This window comes from Streptomyces sp. NPDC058401 (assembly GCF_042722885.1).
GTDB lineage: Bacteria > Actinomycetota > Actinomycetes > Streptomycetales > Streptomycetaceae > Streptomyces.
Map to the genome: position 1 here is coordinate 42,592 of NZ_JBHXKA010000045.1, position 18,599 is coordinate 61,190.

Annotated in this window: 14 protein-coding genes and 1 pseudogene; 1 reads left to right on the forward strand and 14 read right to left on the reverse strand. The window is 73.0% G+C overall.

Annotation, left to right across the window (positions count from 1 at the left end):
* Nucleotides 1-20: 20 nt before the first annotated feature.
* Nucleotides 21-2,873, forward strand: a pseudogene (locus tag ACFWNV_RS18660) (ATP-binding protein); the annotation flags it as partial.
* 36 nt (nucleotides 2,874-2,909) lie between these two features.
* Here ACFWNV_RS18660 and ACFWNV_RS18665 read toward each other — a convergent pair.
* The 14 genes from ACFWNV_RS18665 to ACFWNV_RS18730 form a co-directional block, all read right to left on the reverse strand.
* Nucleotides 2,910-3,479 (reverse strand): sigma-70 family RNA polymerase sigma factor, encoded by a 570-nt coding sequence (locus ACFWNV_RS18665; protein ID WP_383947823.1) that lies wholly within the window; start codon nucleotides 3,477-3,479, stop codon nucleotides 2,910-2,912.
* Nucleotides 3,480-3,753: 274 nt separating this feature from the next.
* Nucleotides 3,754-4,551: a VOC family protein gene (locus ACFWNV_RS18670; protein ID WP_383947826.1), complete on the reverse strand. Its 798-nt coding sequence runs from the start codon at nucleotides 4,549-4,551 to the stop codon at nucleotides 3,754-3,756.
* A gap of 116 nt (nucleotides 4,552-4,667) precedes the next feature.
* Nucleotides 4,668-5,924, reverse strand: a complete 1,257-nt coding sequence (locus ACFWNV_RS18675; RefSeq protein ID WP_383947828.1) for an FAD-binding protein — start codon at nucleotides 5,922-5,924, stop codon at nucleotides 4,668-4,670.
* A gap of 195 nt (nucleotides 5,925-6,119) precedes the next feature.
* Nucleotides 6,120-7,562 carry a GuaB1 family IMP dehydrogenase-related protein gene (locus ACFWNV_RS18680; protein ID WP_383947831.1) on the reverse strand — a complete coding sequence of 481 codons (1,443 nt, stop codon included), beginning with the start codon at nucleotides 7,560-7,562 and terminating at the stop codon, nucleotides 6,120-6,122.
* A 160-nt stretch (nucleotides 7,563-7,722) separates the two neighbouring features.
* On the reverse strand, nucleotides 7,723-8,889 hold the full coding sequence (locus tag ACFWNV_RS18685) for an XdhC family protein (RefSeq protein ID WP_383947834.1): 1,167 nt from the start codon (nucleotides 8,887-8,889) through the stop codon (nucleotides 7,723-7,725).
* Nucleotides 8,889-10,202, reverse strand: a complete 1,314-nt coding sequence (locus ACFWNV_RS18690; protein WP_383947836.1) for an IS701 family transposase — start codon at nucleotides 10,200-10,202, stop codon at nucleotides 8,889-8,891. The genes ACFWNV_RS18685 and ACFWNV_RS18690 overlap by 1 nt, the downstream gene beginning before the upstream one ends.
* 72 nt (nucleotides 10,203-10,274) lie before the next feature.
* A complete protein-coding gene (locus tag ACFWNV_RS18695; RefSeq protein WP_383947839.1) occupies nucleotides 10,275-10,922 on the reverse strand; it encodes a TMEM175 family protein in 648 nt (215 codons plus the stop codon).
* A 101-nt stretch (nucleotides 10,923-11,023) separates the two neighbouring features.
* On the reverse strand, nucleotides 11,024-11,365 hold the full coding sequence (locus ACFWNV_RS18700) for a nuclear transport factor 2 family protein (RefSeq protein WP_243334431.1): 342 nt from the start codon (nucleotides 11,363-11,365) through the stop codon (nucleotides 11,024-11,026).
* 54 nt (nucleotides 11,366-11,419) lie between these two features.
* Nucleotides 11,420-12,940 carry an ATP-binding protein gene (locus ACFWNV_RS18705; RefSeq protein WP_383947842.1) on the reverse strand — a complete coding sequence of 507 codons (1,521 nt, stop codon included), beginning with the start codon at nucleotides 12,938-12,940 and terminating at the stop codon, nucleotides 11,420-11,422.
* Nucleotides 12,937-14,193 (reverse strand): MFS transporter, encoded by a 1,257-nt coding sequence (locus ACFWNV_RS18710; protein WP_383947845.1) that lies wholly within the window; start codon nucleotides 14,191-14,193, stop codon nucleotides 12,937-12,939. Before ACFWNV_RS18710 ends, ACFWNV_RS18705 begins: the two co-directional genes overlap by 4 nt.
* 86 nt (nucleotides 14,194-14,279) lie before the next feature.
* Nucleotides 14,280-15,104, reverse strand: coding sequence for an FAD binding domain-containing protein (locus ACFWNV_RS18715; protein WP_383947848.1), 825 nt, complete (start codon nucleotides 15,102-15,104; stop codon nucleotides 14,280-14,282).
* Complete coding sequence (locus ACFWNV_RS18720; protein WP_383947850.1) at nucleotides 15,101-17,527, reverse strand: xanthine dehydrogenase family protein molybdopterin-binding subunit; 2,427 nt, start codon at nucleotides 17,525-17,527, stop codon at nucleotides 15,101-15,103. The genes ACFWNV_RS18715 and ACFWNV_RS18720 overlap by 4 nt, the downstream gene beginning before the upstream one ends.
* Before the next feature lie 5 nt (nucleotides 17,528-17,532).
* Entirely contained in the window at nucleotides 17,533-18,072 is a 540-nt protein-coding gene (locus ACFWNV_RS18725; RefSeq protein ID WP_383947853.1) for a (2Fe-2S)-binding protein, read from the reverse strand.
* Complete coding sequence (locus tag ACFWNV_RS18730; protein ID WP_383947855.1) at nucleotides 18,057-18,476, reverse strand: NADPH-dependent F420 reductase; 420 nt, start codon at nucleotides 18,474-18,476, stop codon at nucleotides 18,057-18,059. Before ACFWNV_RS18730 ends, ACFWNV_RS18725 begins: the two co-directional genes overlap by 16 nt.
* Nucleotides 18,477-18,599 lie beyond the last annotated feature (123 nt).

Sequence of the window (18,599 nt, forward strand, 5' to 3'; positions counted from 1 at the left end):
CGACCGGAGGGATCGCCGACGTGCGGGTCGGGCGAGAACAGCACCGCGAGGACTGCCGTGACGCGTTGCGGACATGGGTGCGGGCGGGTGCGGAGGGCGGCGGAGCCTGCCTGCTCGTGGAGGGGGAGCCCGGCGCGGGCCGCACCTTCTTCCTGCGCGAGGCGCTGACCGAGGCGGCCGCGCTCGGCTGCCGGGTCCGGTACGGGGCCGCCGAGGCGCTGGGCACCGGACTTCCGCTGCGCGCCGCCCTGGACTGCCTGCATCCTTCCGGCCCCGGGCGGGCCCGGGCGCTGGCCCTGCTCCGGGAGGCGGCCCGGTCGGCCGAGCCGGGCGGGGCGCTGCTGGCGGCCGTGGACCTGCTGGCGGCCGATGTGGAGGAGTGGTGTGCGCGGCGGCCGCTGCTCCTGGCCCTGGACGACCTCCAGTGGGCGGATCCGGCCTCCCTGCTGCTGTGGCGCCACCTCGCGCGCGCTGCGCAGCGGCTGCCGCTGCTGCTCGTGGCGGCCCGGCGGCGGCTGCCCCGGCGGGCGGAGGTGGAGGAGCTGTGCGCCTCCCTGGGCGGCGGGCCGGGCGGGCGGACGCTCCGGCTGGAGCCGCTGACGGGGGCGGAGTCGGCCGCGCTGGTGCGCGAGGTGCTGGGCGCGGAGCCCGGCCCCCGGCTGCGGGAGGCCGCCGGGCACGCGGGCGGCAATCCCCGGCTGCTGCGGGAGCTGCTCGCCCACTGGTCCGGGATCATCGAGGTCCGGCCGGGCTCCGCGGAACTTACCCTCCCCGTCGGGGAGTTACCGGATCCTCCGGAGGCGGTGACCCGGGAGCTGGGCGGGCTTCCCGCGGGGGCCCTGGCCACGCTCCGGCACGCGGCGCTGCTCGGACCGGCCTTCACGGCGCGCGAGCTGGCCCTCGTACGCACGCTCCCCGTCCGGGACCTGCTCGCGGACCTGGAGACCCCCCTCCTCACCGGGGTACTGGAGGCCGGCCCACTGCACCCCGGCCCCCTCCACCCCGGTCCCCTACACCCCGGCCCCCTGCCCACCGGGCTCCCGCCGAGCCCGCCCGCACCCGGCCCGCCCGCACCCGGCGGCCAGACCGGCGGCCAGACCGACGGCGAGGCCCTGCGGTTCCGGCAGCCGGCCGTGCGGCTGGCCCTGTACGCGGAGCTGCCGCGGGCCGCCCGCGGCGTGCTGCACCAGGACGCCGCGCGGGCCTTCGCCGAGGCCGGGCTCGATCCCGCCCGCACCGCGGGGCAGTTGCTGGCCGGCGGGGTGCTGGATCCGTGGGCGGTGCGGTGGGCCGCGGAGTCGGCGCAGGCCCTGGTCGCGGTGGCGCCCGAGGCGGCGGCCGCGCTGCTGGGCCAGGCCGTGGAACAGGTCGCGGAGCAGCCGCCCGGCCGGACCGGGAGTCCCTACCGGGAGGCCCTGGAGGACGGGCTCGCCGACGCGGCGCTGATGCTGCGGCGGCCCGAGTCGGTGGAGCTGCTCCGCACGCTGCGGGAGCGGGCGCAGGATCCCGGGCGGCGGGCCGGGCTCTCCTTCAAGCTGGTGTCGGCGCTGATGATCCAGGGGGACATGGCCCGCTCCCTGGAGGTCACGGAGGAGGCGCTGGCCGAAGAAGTCCCGGGCGCGGGGCTGCGGTTGCGGCTGGAGGCGTGCCGGGTCCTGGCGCTGGCCGATCTGCACCGGCCGGAGGAGGCGTACGCGCTGGCCGGGCCGCTGGTCGCGCGGGCGCGGCTGCTCGGCGATCCGCTGTGCGGCGCGGAGGCCGAACACGCCATGTCCTTCGCGCTGTTCCACCTGAACCGGGGCCGGGAGTCGCTGCGCCACGTGGCGGCCGGGATCGCGCACGCCCGCCGCAGCCCGGCCGCCAACGACATGCGGCTGCTGCTGCTCGCCAACCAGGCCGAGGGCCATCTGCGGTTCGACGAGCCGCACGCCGCCGCGGCGGCGCTGCGCGAGGCCCGGCAGCTGGCGGCCCGGACCGGTTCCACGGGCCGGCTCGTGGTCACGGAGGCACTGCTGGCCGATCTCCGCTACCGGCTCGGCGACTGGGACTCCGCGCTGGCCGGTCTGGCCCGGGCGCAGGGCATGCCCGTCTCGGACGGCTGGCTGCCGGTGCTGACCGGCGGGCTGCGCGCCCTGATCCTGGGCCACCGGGGCGAACAGGAGGCGGCTCGGGCACAGTTGGCCGTACTGGGCCCGGAGGCGTACGAGCCGCCCGCGGCCCGCCGGCACCTCGCGCACGTGCTGCTGGCCCGCGCCCTGCTGGCGGAGCGCGACGGGAGCCCCCGCGAGGCACTGGAGGCACTGCTGCCCGCGCTGGAGGACGGGGTGGACGAGGCGGTGGCCTTCGACCGTCCCTGGGCGCTGTCGGAGGCCGTCCGGCTCGCGCTGGAGGGCCGGGACACCGAGGCGGCCCGGTCGGCGGTGGCGGCCTGCGCCCGCACGGCGGCGGCCCTGCCGGAGCAGCCGGGTCCGGCGCTGGCGCTGCTGCGCTGCCGGGGGCTGTTCGCGCAGGACCCGGAGCTGCTGGCGGAGACGGCGGCGCTGGCGCGGGGCGGGCTGGTGGCGGGCCAGACGCTGGAGGATCTGGCGGTGGCCCGGGCCTGGCACGGGGACCTGCCGGGCGCGCGGTCGGCGCTGACCGGCGCGGTGGCCTCGTACGAGCTGCTCGGCGCCCGGTGGGACATCGCCCGGGCCGACGCACGGCTGCGGAGCCTGGGGGTGCGGCGGGGCAGCCGGGCGTCCCGGCGGCGGCCGGCGCGGGGGTGGGAGGCGCTGACTCCGGCGGAGCTGAAGGTGGCGCTGCTGGTCGCGCGGGGCCGTACGAATCCGGAGATCGCCTCGGCGCTGTTCCTGTCCCGCCGGACCGTGCAGACCCACGTCTCGCACATCCTGGGGAAGCTGGAGGTCCGTTCACGGGCCGAAGTGGCCGTCATCGTAGCCGGGCAGGAGGGCGCGCAGGGCCCGCAGGGCGTAGTAGGTACGGGATTTGACCGTGCCGGCGGGTATCCCGAGCGCTTCGGCGGCCTCGCAGACGCTGGCTCCGCGGAAGTAGATGAGCAGGAGCACGGCCCGGTGATCGGGGCTGAGTAATCGCAGGGCCTCGCGGACGTCGAGGACGGCGACGGACCGCTCGGTGCGGTCCTCGTCGGCGGGCGACTGCTCCAGCCCGTCGGGCCCGACCTCGGCCGGGCGCGACAGGCGGGCCCGGCGGGCGTCGATGGCCACGCGGCGGGCGACGGTGTAGAGCCAGGGCCGCATGGAGGAGTGGGCGCCGCTCTCCAGGGCTTCGGGGTGCTTCCAGGCTCGGAACAGGGTCTCCTGGACGAGGTCCTCGGCCCGGTGGCGGTCACCGAAGGTGAGGCCGAGGAGGAATCCGTGGAGCGCCTTGCCGTGTTCCCGCTCCAGCCGGGCGAGGGCGTGGGAGTCGGTGCGGCGGCGGCTGACCGTGACGGTGCCGGCGGTCGCGAACATGGGCGACATGGGCTGCCCCTTCCGGGTGGGGGTGCGGCTCGGTGTGCGGCTCGGTGTGCACCGAGCGTGCCGGATCGCGCGCGCGGAGTTATCCGCCGTCTGACGTATCCCTGCGCACCCTGCGCCCACCGGTCGTCCCCCGTCGGTGAACGGTCGCCCGCGGGGCGCGACGGCGGGCGCGGCGGTACGCGAACGGCGACGTCGGGCAGGGCGGTACGCGAACGGCCCCGCCCACCGTCCGGCAGGACGGCGGGCGGGGCCGCGGAGAATAAGGGCCGGGAGCTCAGCCCTGGGACGGGGTCAGCACCACGAAGTCGGCGTTCGACGGGTCGAGGCAGACGGCGAGGCGGCCGACGCCCTCGGCGTCCGCGGGTCCCATCTGCACGCTGCCGCCGCGCGCGGTGACCTCGGCGACGGCCGCGTCGCAGTCGGTGACGTGGAAGACCGGGTGCCAGTACGGCCGTCCGCCCGCCACGGCGAGGTCCTCGGCGGAGAGTTCCATGAGGCCGCCCTGCATGCTGCCCTCGGGCTGCCCGGCGGGGGTGATCAGGGTGTACGTGCCCCCGCCTCCCGGCATCTGCATATCGCTGAACTGCCAGCCGAAGACGGTCCCGTAGAACTCCCGGGCGGCCGTGGCGTCGCTCGTGTACAGCTCGGTCCAGGACAGGGATCCCGGCTGGTCCACGAGGTCGACGCCCTTGTTGTCCCCGGGCTGCCAGACGGCGAACTGGCCCCCCAGCGGGTCGCTGTACTGCGCCATCGTGCCCCAGGCGTCGAGCTGCCTCGGCGCCACCCGGACGGTGCCGCCGGCGCTTTCGACGGCCCGGGTCGCGGCCTCGGCGTCGGGGACGCTGTAGTAGATCATCCAGGCCGGGCGGGCGCCCTCCTCGGTGAGCTTGCCCAGCCCGGCGACGATCTTCCCGTCCTTCCGGAACATGCCGCCTTCCATGTCCTCCCCCTCGCCCATGGACTCGTAGTCCCACCCGAGGACGGCTCCGTAGAAGGCCGAGGCCGCGGGGACGTCGGGTACGCCGAGGTCGAGCCAGCAGGGGGAGCCGGGGACGAAGTCAGTGGTGATCATGACGAGTGCCTTTCGCGGATCGAGTACGACCAGCGTGGCACCGGACCCCTGCCCCCGCCCGTCGGTCCACGGGCGGGAGCGGCGGGGACAGCGGGAGCGGCGGGGACGGCGAGGTCCTACGGCCGTACGTCGCCGAAGGCGCGGCGGGCGAAGTGGGTCAGCGCGTGCTCCTCGCGCAGTTCCCGCAGGCGCTGGAGGGCCGGGGCTCCGTAGATGCGCTCCAGCAGGTCCGTGTCGAAGTCGTGGGTGCCGTAGAGGTACGGGCGGCCGCCCGCCTCCGCGCAGGCTTCGAGCAGTTCCCGCAGGACGCGCCTGGTCTCGGAGATCCCGCGGTCGTCATCGGTCCCGGCGGCCGTGAAGATGCCGATCAGGTACTGGACGGGGGCGTCGACCACGGGCGCCAGGACGAAGGGCGTGGCCCCTTGGGGGCGCCGGATCACCAGGAAGTACAGGGCGACCAGGGTTTCGGAGAGCGGATACTCGTCGAGCAGGCCCTCCACCTTCTTGGTGAAGAGCCCGAAGCCCTCCTCGTCGAAGATGTGGTCCACCCACATGTTCGCGTGGGAGTCCCCTTCGAGCAGGTGGTCGAGGTGCTTCGCGGTCTCGCCGTGGCTGAAGAGCATGTAGTCCGGGACCTGGAACTCCTGCGCCGGGTCCGCGGGCGCGGGTGCGTCGTCGGTGAGCGACACGTGCGAGTACCAGGCGGCCCGGTCGTACATGCCGAAGAAGCTCGACACCCACGGCTCCTGCACGCCGTTCCTCATGAACTCCGTGAGGTCGGCCAGTCCGGTGTGCTCGATCCTGGCCGCACGGGTGACGGGCCGGTACGGAACCGTCTTGAGGATCACCTTCTTGATGAACCCCACCTGGCCCAGGCCGCCGAGGGCGTAGCGGAACAGTTCGGGGTTCTCGCGGTCGGAGCACCGGCGCGAGCGGCCCGTCCCGTCGACGAGCTCGATCTCGTGCACCTGGTCGCTCTGGATGCCGGAACGGCAGGACGCGAGGCCGAATCCGCCGATGGAGAGGTTTCCGCCCACCGTGATGTCGAGGTAGCTGGGGAGGACGGGATTGGAGCGGCCGTGCCGGTTCAGCCATTTCTCCAGTTCGAGCCAGGTGATCCCGCTCGGGGCCTCTACGAGGTGCCCGTTGCCGACGAACCGCGGCGTGGCGTCGGGCCGGTAGTTGTCGATGACCACCCCGGGGGAAAGCGTCTGGCCGTTGGTCGAGCGGCCGGCTCCGCGCACGGTCATGTCCCGGCCCGCCTCGGCCGCCTCGCGCATCGCCCGCGCCACGGTCTCGCCCTCGTCCTCCCGCACCACCGCCCCGGGAGGAACGACGGAGGTCCGCCCGAAGTCTCGGCTGAATGTGTCCACCTGTCTCCACCTTTCCACGGCCTGGGGCAGCGCGACGCGTCGTCGGCGGTCGACAGTCTGGGCCGGGGCGCTAGCGCAGCACTCGTACGGGCCGCACACGGACGGGCGGCACTCGGAGGGGCGGCACTCGGACGGGCGGCGGACAGCACTGCGCCGGGGCCCATGGGGACCCCGGCGCAGTGGTGGTGAAGGGGACTAGCTCCAGCTGGCGTGCAGCGGCTTGCCCTCGGCGTAGCCCGACGCGGACTGGATGCCGACGACGGCCTTCTCCTCGAACTCCGCGAGGGAGGCCGCACCGGCGTAGGTGCAGGAGGAGCGGACGCCCGCGATGATCGAGTCGATCAGGTCCTCGACGCCCGGGCGGGCCGGGTCCAGGAACATCCGCGAGGTGGAGATGCCCTCCTCGAAGAGGCCCTTGCGGGCGCGGTCGTAGGAGGACTCCTCCGAGGTGCGGTTCTGGACCGCGCGGGCGGAGGCCATGCCGAAGGACTCCTTGTACAGGCGGCCGTCGGCCGACTGCTGGAGGTCGCCCGGGGACTCGTACGTACCGGCGAACCAGGAGCCGATCATGACGTTCGAGGCGCCGGCGGCCAGCGCCATCGCCACGTCGCGCGGGTGACGGACGCCGCCGTCGGCCCAGACGTGCTTGCCGTGCTTCTTCGCCTCGGCGGCGCATTCCAGCACCGCGGAGAACTGCGGGCGGCCCACGCCGGTCATCATGCGGGTGGTGCACATGGCGCCGGGGCCCACACCGACCTTGATGATGTCGGCGCCGGCGTCGATCAGGTCCTTGACGCCCTCGGCGGCGACGATGTTGCCGGCCACGATCGGGACCTGCGGGTCGAGGGCGCGGACGGCCTTGATCGCGCTGATCATCGATTCCTGGTGGCCGTGCGCGGTGTCGATGACGAGCGTGTCCACGCCCGCGTCGAGCAGCTGCTTGGCCTTGGCCACGAAGTCGCCGTTGATGCCGACGGCGGCGGCGATGCGCAGCTTGCCGTTGGCGTCGGTCGCCGGGGTGTACAGGGTCGCGCGCAGCGCGGCCTTGCGGGTGAGGATGCCGACGAGCTTGCCGTCCTTGTCGACGGCGGGGGCCAGCTTGCGGTGGCCGGAGTCGAGCTTGGTGAAGGCCTCGCGGGGGTCGATGTCGGCGTCGAGGAGCAGGAGCTCCTTGGACATGACCTCGGAGAGCTGGGTGAAGCGGTCCACACCGGTCAGGTCGTGGTCGGTGACGACGCCCACCGGGCGGCCGTCCGCGTCGACGACGACGCCGGCGCCGTGTGCGCGCTTGGGCAGCAGGGACAGCGCGTCGGCGACGGTCTGGGTGGGGGCCAGCGTGATCGGGGTGTCGAGCACGAGGTGGCGGGTCTTCACCCAGGAGATCACGTCGGTGACGACGTCGATCGGGATGTCCTGCGGGATGACGACGATGCCGCCGCGGCGGGCGACCGTCTCGGCCATCCGGCGGCCGGCGATGGCGGTCATGTTGGCCACGACCAGCGGAATGGTGGTGCCGGTGCCGTCGGGCGCGGAAAGGTCGACGCCCTGGCGGGAACCCACCGCGGAGCGGCTCGGCACCATGAACACATCGTCGTACGTCAGGTCGTACGGCGGCTTCAGGTCATTGAGAAAACGCACGTGCTGAACATCCCAGTCGTTCGGAGGTGACCCCGACAGGGCAGTCGAGGAACGCACGTACTTCATTCTCACACGACCTGGAGTTCACACCGCCCCGGCCGATCGTCCAGGACATTTGGGGCCGGATGGTCGGTTCCTACGGGACCTTCTGCGGGATCTTCTACGGGACCTTGGCCCGCGGGGCGGGCGCCGGCGGGTCCGTCGCCCGGCCGTGGACGGCGCCCTGGCTCCAGGCCAGCGGGAGAATCGTTCCCTCGTACCGTACGGCCGTGAACTCGGCGGCGATGGCGAGCGCGGTCTCCTCGGGGGTCGCCCCGCCGAGGTCCAGGCCGATCGGTGAGCGCAGCCGGGCCAGCGCGGCCGGCGGCACTCCCTGGGCCCGCAGCCGCCGGGACCGCTCCTCGTGGGTGCGGCGCGAGCCCATGGCTCCCACGTACGCGAGGGGCAGCCGCAGGGCGAGGCTCAGGAGCGGGACGTCGAACTTGGCGTCGTGGGTCAGGACGCAGACCGCCGTACGGGAATCCAGGCGGCCCCCCTCCCATTCCGCGGCCAGGTGCCGGTGCGGCCAGTCCACGACCACCTCGTCGGCGTCGGGGAACCGGGCGGCCGTGACGAAGACGGGCCGGGCGTCGCACACCGTGACCCGGTAGCCCAGGAAGGCGCCGATCCGGGTGAGGGCGGCGGCGAAGTCGATGGCCCCGTAGACCAGCAGCCGGGGCGGTTCGGCGGCCGATTCGACGAGCAGGGTCAGCGGCTGCCCGCAGAGCCCGCCCGCCGTGCCCAGCTCGGCGGTGCCGGTGCGGCCGGCCGCGAGCCAGCCCCGGACCCGCTCGGCGGCGGCCCGGTCCAGTTCGGCGCCCCCGCCGAGGCGGCCCTCGTAGGAGCCGTCGGCGTGCACGGCGATGGCCCGGCCCAGCTGCTCCGGCGCCCCGCGGACGACCCGGCCCAGCGCGGAGCGGGCGCCGCCGCAGGCCGCGTCGAGCACGGCTGCGATGACGGGCCGCACGGGGTCCTGCGAGCGCACCGGGGTGATCAGGACGTCGAGGACTCCCCCGCAGGTCAGCCCTACCGCGAAGGCGTCGTCGTCGCTGTATCCGAAGCGGTGCACGCTGCTCTGCCCGGACGTGATCGCCTCCAGGCACAGCTCGTGCACCGCGGATTCCACGCAGCCCCCGGAGAGGGAGCCGAGCGCGGTGCCCCCGGTGTCGACGGCCAGCGAGGCCCCCGGACCGCGCGGGGCGCTGCCGCTGACGGCGACCACCGTGGCCACCGCGAAGTCCTGGCCGGCGGCGCACCACGCGCGTAGCTCTTCGGCGATGTCGAGCATCAGCGGATGTACTCGCGGCGCGGGCTCTGCCCGGGGATGACCGGTCTGGGAGGCAGGACGGTGGGTCCGGCGGCGTGTGCGGCGGCGACCGCACGGGCGGGGGCGGTGCGGGCCTGGCCGGGGTACGGCTCGGGCAGCGACGCGTTCGGGCCCCGTCCGCGGGCGCCGAGCAGCATCGCGGCGTGGGCGACGCTGGCGAGGGTGGCGTGGTGGTGCCAGCCGCGGAAGGAGCGGCCCTCGAAATCGCGGATCCCGGCGGGTTCGCAGACCTCGGTGAAGTCGAGCGCGACCCGGTCGGTGAGTTTGGCGAGGAGGAACAGCTGCGCGAGCGGCCGGTCTCCTATGTTGGTGATCCAGAACTCCGAGGGCAGCATGGCCGCCTCGGTCCAGGCCCCGACGAGCAGCAGCGGGGTGGGCGGGGCCGGTACGAGGCGGTCCTCGCCGGGGGTGGCGAAGATGGCGGCCGAGGTGAGCAGGGTGACCGCTCCTTCGGCGCGGCCGTGCCGGGTCCATTCGACGACGCGCCGCTGGGAGCGCAGGGAGTCGATGAGCTCGCGGGCCGGCGCGGTGTGCGGGCCGGGTTTGTGCCGGCCGGCCCCGCCGAAGGAGACGGGCAGGGTGCCGTCCACTTTGAATACGAAGGGGATGTCCTGCATGGCGAACGATTCGATGCACTGGGGCAGTTCGCTGTTGGAGACTTCCATCACCACGGGCCTGCGCTGGAGTTGCCAGGTGGCGGCCATCCGCTGGACCGCGTGTACCGCGTCCTGGGCGGGGGTGAGCGAGCGGGCCGTGTCGGGGATCCCGGCCCGTCGGCGCCGCAGGAGTTCCGCCGTCCAGGGCCCGGGGAGGGTGAGGGTCCATTCGACGGGGAAGCCGGCATCGCTGGAGGTGAGCCAGATTCCGCTGGCCTGCTGACAGTTGGCGGTGCGGCCCAGCTGCGGGACGAACTGCCGCCCCACGCCCACCGATCGGTCGCCGGCCTTCTCGATGACCATGGGCTGCACCACCCAGGCCAGCGGGCGCTGCGCGGTGCGTTCGAGGTGCTGGGCGAGGGAGCGGCGGACGGGGGTCCAGTCCCAGGGGGACTTGCTGATGAACTGCTGGAGGCTCTGCTCGACGGAACTGGCCCCGGTTCCGGCAATGTTACGAATTGTTTTCTTGCCGTTGGTCCGCACCAGGCCGTTCAGGTAAACGCGGGCCCAGTTTCGCTGGTCCCGCCGGGGTAAGGACTCGAAGAAGAGCGAGATCAGTACGTCGATCAATTCGGAGATTTCCTTCGTGGATTCCTCCGGCAGGCTTACGCGAGCCATCTGGGCCTCCCCCGCGACCAGCTAGATCCATTACCCTACTTGACCGCGGAGAACGGCCGTAGGTCCCTGCGGCTACTTCCTGAGGTCGCTGGCAGTTTCGAGCCGCTCTTCCTCTACCACGAGGGGGATGGGGATCTGGTTCGCCGCATAGTAGAGCGCGATCAGGAAGTGGGCGACGAGAGTGAGCGGAGCGGAGACGAAGGCCAGGACGACGGTCAATGGGTAGGCGATGGCACCCAGACCGAAGCGGACCCTGGTGGCTCGGGCGCCCTCCTTGTCCACCTGGTCGTGGAAGAGGTGTCCGACCCGGGTGACGTACCACCAGAAGGCCAGGAAGGCCAGGGCGTAGGCCACGGTGAGCAGGCTGTAGAGGACGGCCGCCGCGTTGGCCGATCCGCCTTCCTCCATGAGGTGTTCGGCGAGCACATTGGTCGTGTAGGGGACCACCGACACGACCATCAGCACCAGGAGGTTCAGGAACAGCAAGGGGCGGTCGACCCGTTTGATGTGACTGAAGATGGTGTGGTGGTTCACCCACATCACGCCGATGATGAGGAAACTCACCACATAGGCGGCGTAGTGCGGCCACTGCTCGCGGACTCCGTGCCAGAAGTCGGATCCGGTTTCTTCCGGAACTTTCAATTCCAGGACAAGGATGGTGATGATGACCGCGAATACGCCGTCACTGAATGCCTCGACCCGGCCGGTTTCCGATTCCATGACCTCCCCTTCACGCTTCTTGCATATATCTACGGCTGTCGCACATACGGGGAGGGTGCAGATCCCCACCCTCCCCGCACACGCTACCCAGATTTCCGCAATCAGCCGCCGAATCCCGCGGTCTGGCGCCAGATCCGGCCATCGCGGACCACGAGCGTCCCGAACGCGTGCTCCGGTTCCCCGTTCAGGTTCATGATCGCCCGGTAGAAGATCGTGTCGTCGGTCTCGACGTACTCCTGAAGCTCCACCAGGGTGGGCTTCACCGTCAGGTACCCGGTGAAGGTCTCGCGCACCGCGTCGATGCCGACGGAGACGCCCTCGAAGCGCAACAGCACCGCGTCGTCGGTGTAGTTCTTCATGACCGCCTCGATGTCCAGGGCGGCGAGCGCGTCCATCTGCCGGACGAACACCGGGTGCAGCGTGGAGATGTCGTACTTGGGCATGTCGACTCCCTTTCAACTCTTCGGTTTCAGCTCTTCGGTTTCGGCTCTTCGGTTTCAGCTCTTCGATGGGGTCGGAGCGGTGGGAACCATGGGTACGGCCGGCACGGCGCAGGACGGATCGGTCCCGGACAGCGGCAGCCGGACGGTCATCCGGGTCTCCCCCGGACGCGAGCGGGCCGTGATCGAGCCGTGGTGGCGCTGGGTCACGATGCGGTAGCTGAGGTGCAGGCCGAGGCCCGTGCCCTTCCCCACGTCCTTGGTCGTGTAGAAGGGTTCGAAGATCCTCGGCAGGGATTCCTCCGGGATGCCCGAGCCGGTGTCGGCGATCTCCACCACCATGCAGACGCCTTCGACCCGGGCGCGCAGGGTGAGGGTGCCGGCCCCTTCCATGGCGGCCGCGGCATTGTCGACCAGGTTGGTCCACACCTGGTTCAGCTCGCTCGGATAGCCCGTCAGTTCGGGCAGGTCCGGGTCGTACGCGCGCACGATCCCGATCCCCCCGAGCTTGGAACGCAGCACGACCAGGGTGTTCTCCAGTCCGTCGGTCACCGCGAAGCGCTGCTCGGGAGCCCGGTCGAGATTGGCGTAATCCCGGGTCGCCGAAACGAGTTGGGAGATCCGCGGACCGGCCGCCCGCAGCTCCGCGGCGAGCGAGCGGATCTCCAGGAGGGCCGCCAGATGGTCCAGGGCCGCGGGCAGGGCCGGCTCGCCGATCCCCTCCAGGCGCTCCAGCAGCCCGCCCAGGTCCAGTCCGAGGTCGGAGACCCCCGAGCCGAGCAGCCCCGCCCGCTCCGCACCCGCTTCCTCGGCCCAGTCGGCGATCTCCTCCTCCGCGTCCGCCTGGGCCAGCGGATCGGTGACCACCGGCGGCGCCGCCTTGTCCAGCTCCTCGGCGAGCTGGTCGAACACCGAGCGCTCGGCGTCCGTGGCGGCCGCGCCCCAGGCCTGGGCGGTGCGCGTGAGCTGGTCCAGGGCGGGGGCCAGTTCCTGCGCGGCCCGGGCCACGGCGGCGGCGGGATTGTTCAGCTCGTGCGCGAGGCCGGCCGCCAGGGTGCCCAGCGCTTCGACGGTGGCCCGTTTGCGGGCCTGGACCTCGGAGGACTTGATGCGCCAGGCCAGTACGGGGATCAGTACGGCGGCCACCCCGTGGCAGCGGGTCAGCATCTCGAAGAAGACCGGCTTCGCGTACGCCACCACGGTGGTGGCCGGGCCGCTCGCCGCGGCCGTGGCCACGTACGCCCCGTCCGTCAGCAGCGGCAGTTCGCCGGTGAACCGGTGTGCGGCGGAGGGTTTGCCGTCGTGCTCCTCGGCTGCCGCGCTCTCCTCCTCGGTGGAGTGCCGGGTCAGGACCTCCTCGCGGCCGTCGACGACCTTGGTCACCACCAGACCCCCGGAGAGCAGGACGTGGAAGCCGGTGGCCTCCTCCCCGTCCCGGAAGAGGACCTCGCCGTCGGCGAGCACCCGGGGCTCGGAGACCGAGACCAGCCAGTCCAGCTGTTCCCCGGTGAGGCCCTCGAAGATCTCCAGCCCGCGCAGGGCGGTGCGCAGCGCGGCGGTGTCCGGGGCCCCGCTCATCCGGTGCTCCGTTCCGTGCGGTTGCGGGCGGCCAGCCGCAGGGTGGCGAGCAGGGCCAGCACGCACACCGCGGCGACGCTGGCCATGAAGCCGACCGAGGTGCGGTGCAGTCCGTGGATGTTGGTGAGCAGTCCGGCCAGCACCGCCGGCACGCTCATCGCGAGGTACGCGAACACGTAGACGGCGGCGGTCAGTTCGCCCCGGTGTGCGGGCTCGGCCAGGGCGCTCAGGGCGCGGAAGGAGCCGAGGAAGGCGGCGCCCCAGCCGGCTCCGAGCACGGCGGTGGCCACCAGGAACACGGGGGCCGAGCCGAGTCCGAGCGCGAGGAGCACCAGGGCCAGCCCGCCGAGCAGTCCGAGCAGTCCGAGGACGGCGGTGCGCAGCGCCTCGGTGCGGCCGAGCAGGAGCTGCGCGGCGGTGGCGGCTCCGGCGAGGAGGGCCACGGTGGCTCCGCCGACGAGGTAGTTGGTGCTCTGGATGAGGGAGAGGGCCAGGTGCGGGCCGAGCGAGAGGTAGAAGCCGCCGACCGACCAGACGGCGACGATGGTCAGGATCAGCACGGCGAAGCGGCCGCGCGCGGCGGCGGGGATGTGGATCCGGTGCGGGGTGATCTTGAACCGGCTGCCACCGGCTGCCCCCGCCCCCGGCCCGCCGCCGGCCGCCCGCCCCGGGGCGCTCTCCGCCATCCGGGCCACGCCGACCAGGCAGCCGGCGAAGGCCGCGACCAGCAGGAGGTAGGTCAGGACGGTCGGGGCGGGCGCGTACTGCACCAGCAGCCCCGCCCCGAGGCCGCCGAGGCCGATGCCCACGGTCGGCCCGGCGCTGTTGACCTGGGCGCCGAGCGCGGGCCGGGAGCCTGGGCTGAGTTCCAGCAGGGCGGCGCCCATGGCCCCGGTGGCCAGGCCCACCGCGAGCCCCTGCACGGCGCGGGCGGCGAGGAGCAGGCCGAGCCCCTGGGCCGAGGCGAACAGCCCCATGGAGACGATCGCGAGGACCAGCCCGGCGGCGAGTACGGGCCGCCGGCCGAGGGTGTCGGACAGCGAGCCGAACAGCAGGAGTCCGGCGAGCACGGTGACGGCGTACAGGGCGAAGACCACCGTGATCATGCCGGAGGACAGGCCCCACTCCTGCTGGTAGAGCACGTAGAGGGCGGAGGGGACGGAGGAGGAGAGCATCAGCAGGACGAGGACCGCGCCCACCACCCAGAAACCGGAGTTTCCGGTTGCGTCTGCGGCGCCGGCGGCTGGACGCAAGGGGACCCCCGTGGTGGTCGCGGACGGCGCGGTCCGTGCTGTCGTGGGCAACGGTTCCACTGCTTCAACTCCCCCGTTGTGGGCGGTCAGGCGGGTGCCTGCACGGCCCTCGTGAGCGCGCGGGCGGTGAGTACGCCCGCGAGGTGGCCGAGGTACTCGGCCGAGGTGCCGCGCCCCGGGACGAACAGCTCCCTGGGCTCGGCGCGGAAGGCCGCGAGCACGTTCTCCGTGGTGTACGGGCCCCCGCCGATGCGTTCCTCGACCCCGCGCAGCCGCAGCGGGCGGGCGGTGGCCCCGGTGACCGCGATGCGCGGCCCGTCGGGGGTGATGCGTGCGGCGACGGCGCAGACCGGGTAGCGGGTCGCCCGGTCGGCGGTCTTCTCGAAGGCGCCGGAGCGTCCGGCGGCGGGGACGAGCAGGGCGGTGACGACGGTACCCGCCGGGACGCCGGAGGCGGCCAGTTCCTCGGCGGTGAGCGTCGACACCCCGCCGGGGCCGGCCAGTTCGGCCGTGACTCCGGCGGCGATGGCCGCGACGGGCAGGTCGGTGGCCCGGCCGGTGGCGGCGAGGTTCCCGCCGGCCGTGCCGAGGTTGCGGACCTGGGGGTCGCCGTTGGCGCGGGCCGCGGCGGCGAGTTCCGGCGCCTCGGCCAGGATCAGCGGGTCGGCGGCCAGTTCGGCCAGGGTGGTCAGCGCCCCGATCCGGATCCCCTCGGGGGTCCGCTCGATCCCCCGGAGCTCTTCGAGCCCGCGCAGGTCGACGAGCAGGGAGGCCCGGTCCTCTCCGCTGCGCAGACCGGGCAGCAGGCTCTGCCCGCCGGCGAGCACCCGGGCGCCGGGCCGGCCGGCCAGCAGGGTCAGTGCCTCGTCGAGGCCGACGGGGCGTACGTAGTCGAACTCGGTGAGGATCACTGGGCTTCCCCTCTCAGGCGGCGCCAGACCTTCTCGGGGGTGACGGGCATGTCGATGTGCTGGACGCCCAGGTCGGACAGGGCGTCGACGACGGCGTTGACGACGGCCGCGGCGGGCGGCACGGTGGCGATCTCCCCCGCGCCCTTGGCGCCCAGCGGGTTGTGCGGGGAGGGCGTGGTGGTCTTGTCGAGGGTGAAGAAGGGGGCGTCGATGGCGCGCGGCAGCGCGTAGTGGTTGAGGTCGCGGCTGACGAGCTGCCCGTCCGGGTCGTACTCGGCGTGCTCCATGAGGGCCTGGCCGAGGCCGTGCAGGATACTGCCCTCGATCTGGCCGAGAACGATCTTCGGGTTGCCGATGTTGCCGGCGTCGTCGACGGCGGTGTAGGCCACCACCTCGGTCTCGCCGGTCAGTTCGTCGATCTCGACGACCGCCACGTGCGTCCCGAAGGGGTAGTTGAAGTCCGGCGGGTCGAAGTGGGTGGTCTCGTCGAGGGCCGGCTCGATCTCGGGCGGCAGCCCCCAGCCGTACCACATGGCCATCGCCAGCTCGGCGAAGGTCTTGGTTTTCGCCGGGTCGTCCTCGTGACCCGCTTCGAAGACCTTGCCGTCGGCGTAGACGACCTTGTCCTCGGGCACGCCGAGGAAGACGGCTCCGGCCTTGACCAGCTTGCTCTTGATCTTGCGGGCGGTCAGGGCGATGGCCGGCGCGGCCATGCTGTAGGAGCGCGAGCCGTAAGTGCCCTGGCCGTACGGGGCCTTGAGCGTGTCCCCCTCGTACACGTTGACCGTCGCCGGGTCGATGCCGAGCTCGTCGGCGGCGACCTGCGCGAAGACGGTGCCGTGGCTCTGGCCGGTGGAGGCGGAGCCGACGGTGACGGTGACCTCGCCGGTCGGGTGGACGCGGATGTTCGCGCTCTCCCAGGTGCCGCCGAGCATGCCCTCCTTGGACATCCGGGTGGAGGGGCCGACCCCGCAGATCGCCACGTAGGAGGCGATGCCGACGCCGAGCCGTTTGCCGCGGGTGCGGGCCTCGGTCTTGCGGGCCGGCATGTCGGCGTAGCCCGAGAGCTCGATCGCCCGGTCGAAGTTGAGCTGGTAGTCGCCCGAGTCGTAGGTCCAGCCGAGGCCGTTGTCGTACGGGAACTTCTCCTTCGGCACCAGGTTCCTGCGGCGCACCGCCGCCGGGTCCATGCCGATCTCGGAGGCGTAGCGGTCCACGAGCCGTTCCATCAGGAACGCGGCCTCGGCGCGCCCGCTGCCGCGCTGGGCGCCGAGCGAGACGGTGTTGGTGAAGGCGGCGTAGACCTCGCAGAAGGCGGCGTCGATGTCGTACATGCCGCTGATGGAGCGGCCCATCAGGGCGGTGGCCACGCCGGGGCCGATGGTGGAGGGGTAGGCGCCCAGGTTGGCGTAGCTCGTGCAGCGCACGGCGGTGATCCGGCCGTCGCGGGTGCCGGCCAGGGTGACGTGCTGGCGGTGGTCGCGGCCCTGGACGGTGGAGTTCATCAGCCCGGTGCGGGTGTCGACCCACTTCACGGGCCGGCCGAGCGCCTTGGAGAGCAGCAGGACCAGCGGCATGTCGGGGTACAGGTACCCCTTGGTGCCGAAGCTGCCGCCGACGGTCGGGGCCACGACGCGGAGCTTGTTGAAGGGGATGCCGAGGACCAGCGCGGAGAGCAGGAAGCGGTGGTTGTGCGGGCCCTGGGTGGTGGCGTACAGCGTGTACTCGCCGGTGACGGGGTTGTAGTCGCCGACCGCGCCGCGCGGCTCGATGGGGCTGTTGATGGTGCGCTGGTTGACCAGGTCGAGCTCGACGGTGACCTCGGCCGCGGCGATGGCCGCGTCGGTGCGGTCCTTGTCGCCGCAGGTCCAGTACGCGTTCAGGTTGCCGGGGACGGCCTCGTGGAGCTGGGGGGCGCCTTCGGCGAGGGCCTCGTCGGCGCGGGTCACCACGGGCAGCGGCTCGTACTCGACGGAGATGGCGGCGAGCGCGGCGGCGGCCTGGCGCGGGGTCTCGGCGACGACCACGGCGACGGGATCGCCGACGTGGCGCACGGTGTCGCCGGAGAGCACCGGGCGGGAGCCGGGAAGTCCGTAGGGGTGGGGCGGGAAGTGGCTCTCGACCCCGCCGGGTATCCAGATGCAGGGCAGCGGCATGACGTCGGTGAAATCGGCCGCGGTGGCCACCTTCAGGACGCCCGGCAGCTGCTCGGCGGCCTTGGTGTCGATGGACAGGACCTTCGCGTGGGCGACGGGGCTGCCGAGGATCGCCATGTGGGCGGTGCCGGGCAGGTCGATGTCGGCCACGTACGTGGCTTCGCCGCGCAGCAGCTGCGGATCCTCACGGCTGTCCAGCGGCTGCCCGAGCAGGCCGTTGCCCTGGACCGGCGCCTGGAGCGGGGTCTCCCCCGTGACTGCGGTCATCTCCCTCACCCCTCCTGTCCGGACGCGGCGGCGGTGGCCGGCTGCGCGGCGCCCTGCTCCACGGGCACCTGCGCGCGGGCCGCGGAGCAGGCGCGCTGCACTCCTCGTACGACGCTGTGGTAGCCGGTGCAGCGGCACAGGTTGCCGGTGAGCCATTCGCGGATCTCGGGCTCGGTGGGCGCCTCGCGGCCGGCAGTACTGTCGACCAGTTCACCCAGGGCCATGACCATGCCGGGGGTGCAGAAGCCGCACTGGGTGCCGTGTTCCTCGCGCAGGGCTTCCTGGAGGCCGTTCAGTTCACCGCCGGGGGTGGTGACCCCCTCGATGGTGGTCACCGCGGAGCCGGCGGCCGCCGCGGTGAGGATCAGGCAGCTCTTGACGGAGCGGCCGTCGAGCCGGACGACGCAGGTACCGCACTGGCCGGTGTCGCAGCCGACCTTGGTGCCGGTCAGCCCGAGGCCGTCGCGGAGCCGTTCCACGAGCAGTTCGTTCGGCTGCGCCGAGAACTGCTCGGGTCTTCCGTTGACGTTCAGTGAGAGGTCCATGCCAGCGCCTGCGCTTCCGTGAGCGGCCGGTTGAAGAGGGGCCCGCCGGGCTGCTGGAGAATTCCTCCGGAGTGCAGCGGGCCGGTGTCCACGGGAGCGAATCCGAGATCCGTGATGATTCCCGCGACTATTTCCTTGGCTTTCCCGTCGTCGCCCGCCGTGAAATGGGCCAGACGCGGGCCCTGCGCGGTGCCGGCGACGGCGAGCGTCTCGAAATGCATGGTGTTCAGGGATTTCACGATCCGGGTGTCCGGATACCATTCGGCGACGAGTTCGCTGGATCCCCGGCCGCCCAAGTCCCGGGCCTCGCCCGGGCCGTTGAACGCATTGGTGGCGTCCACCAGCACGGTGTCCCGTACGGCCTCCTGCGGCAGCAGCCCCTGGACGCTGTCGAACGGCACCATCAGGACGAGGACTTCGGACCGGGCCGCGGGGGGGGGGGGGGGGGGCCCCCCGGGGGCCCCCGCCCCCGGGGGGCGCGCGGGGGGGCGGGGGGAGGCGCGCGCGGCGCGGGACGGGGCGCCCCA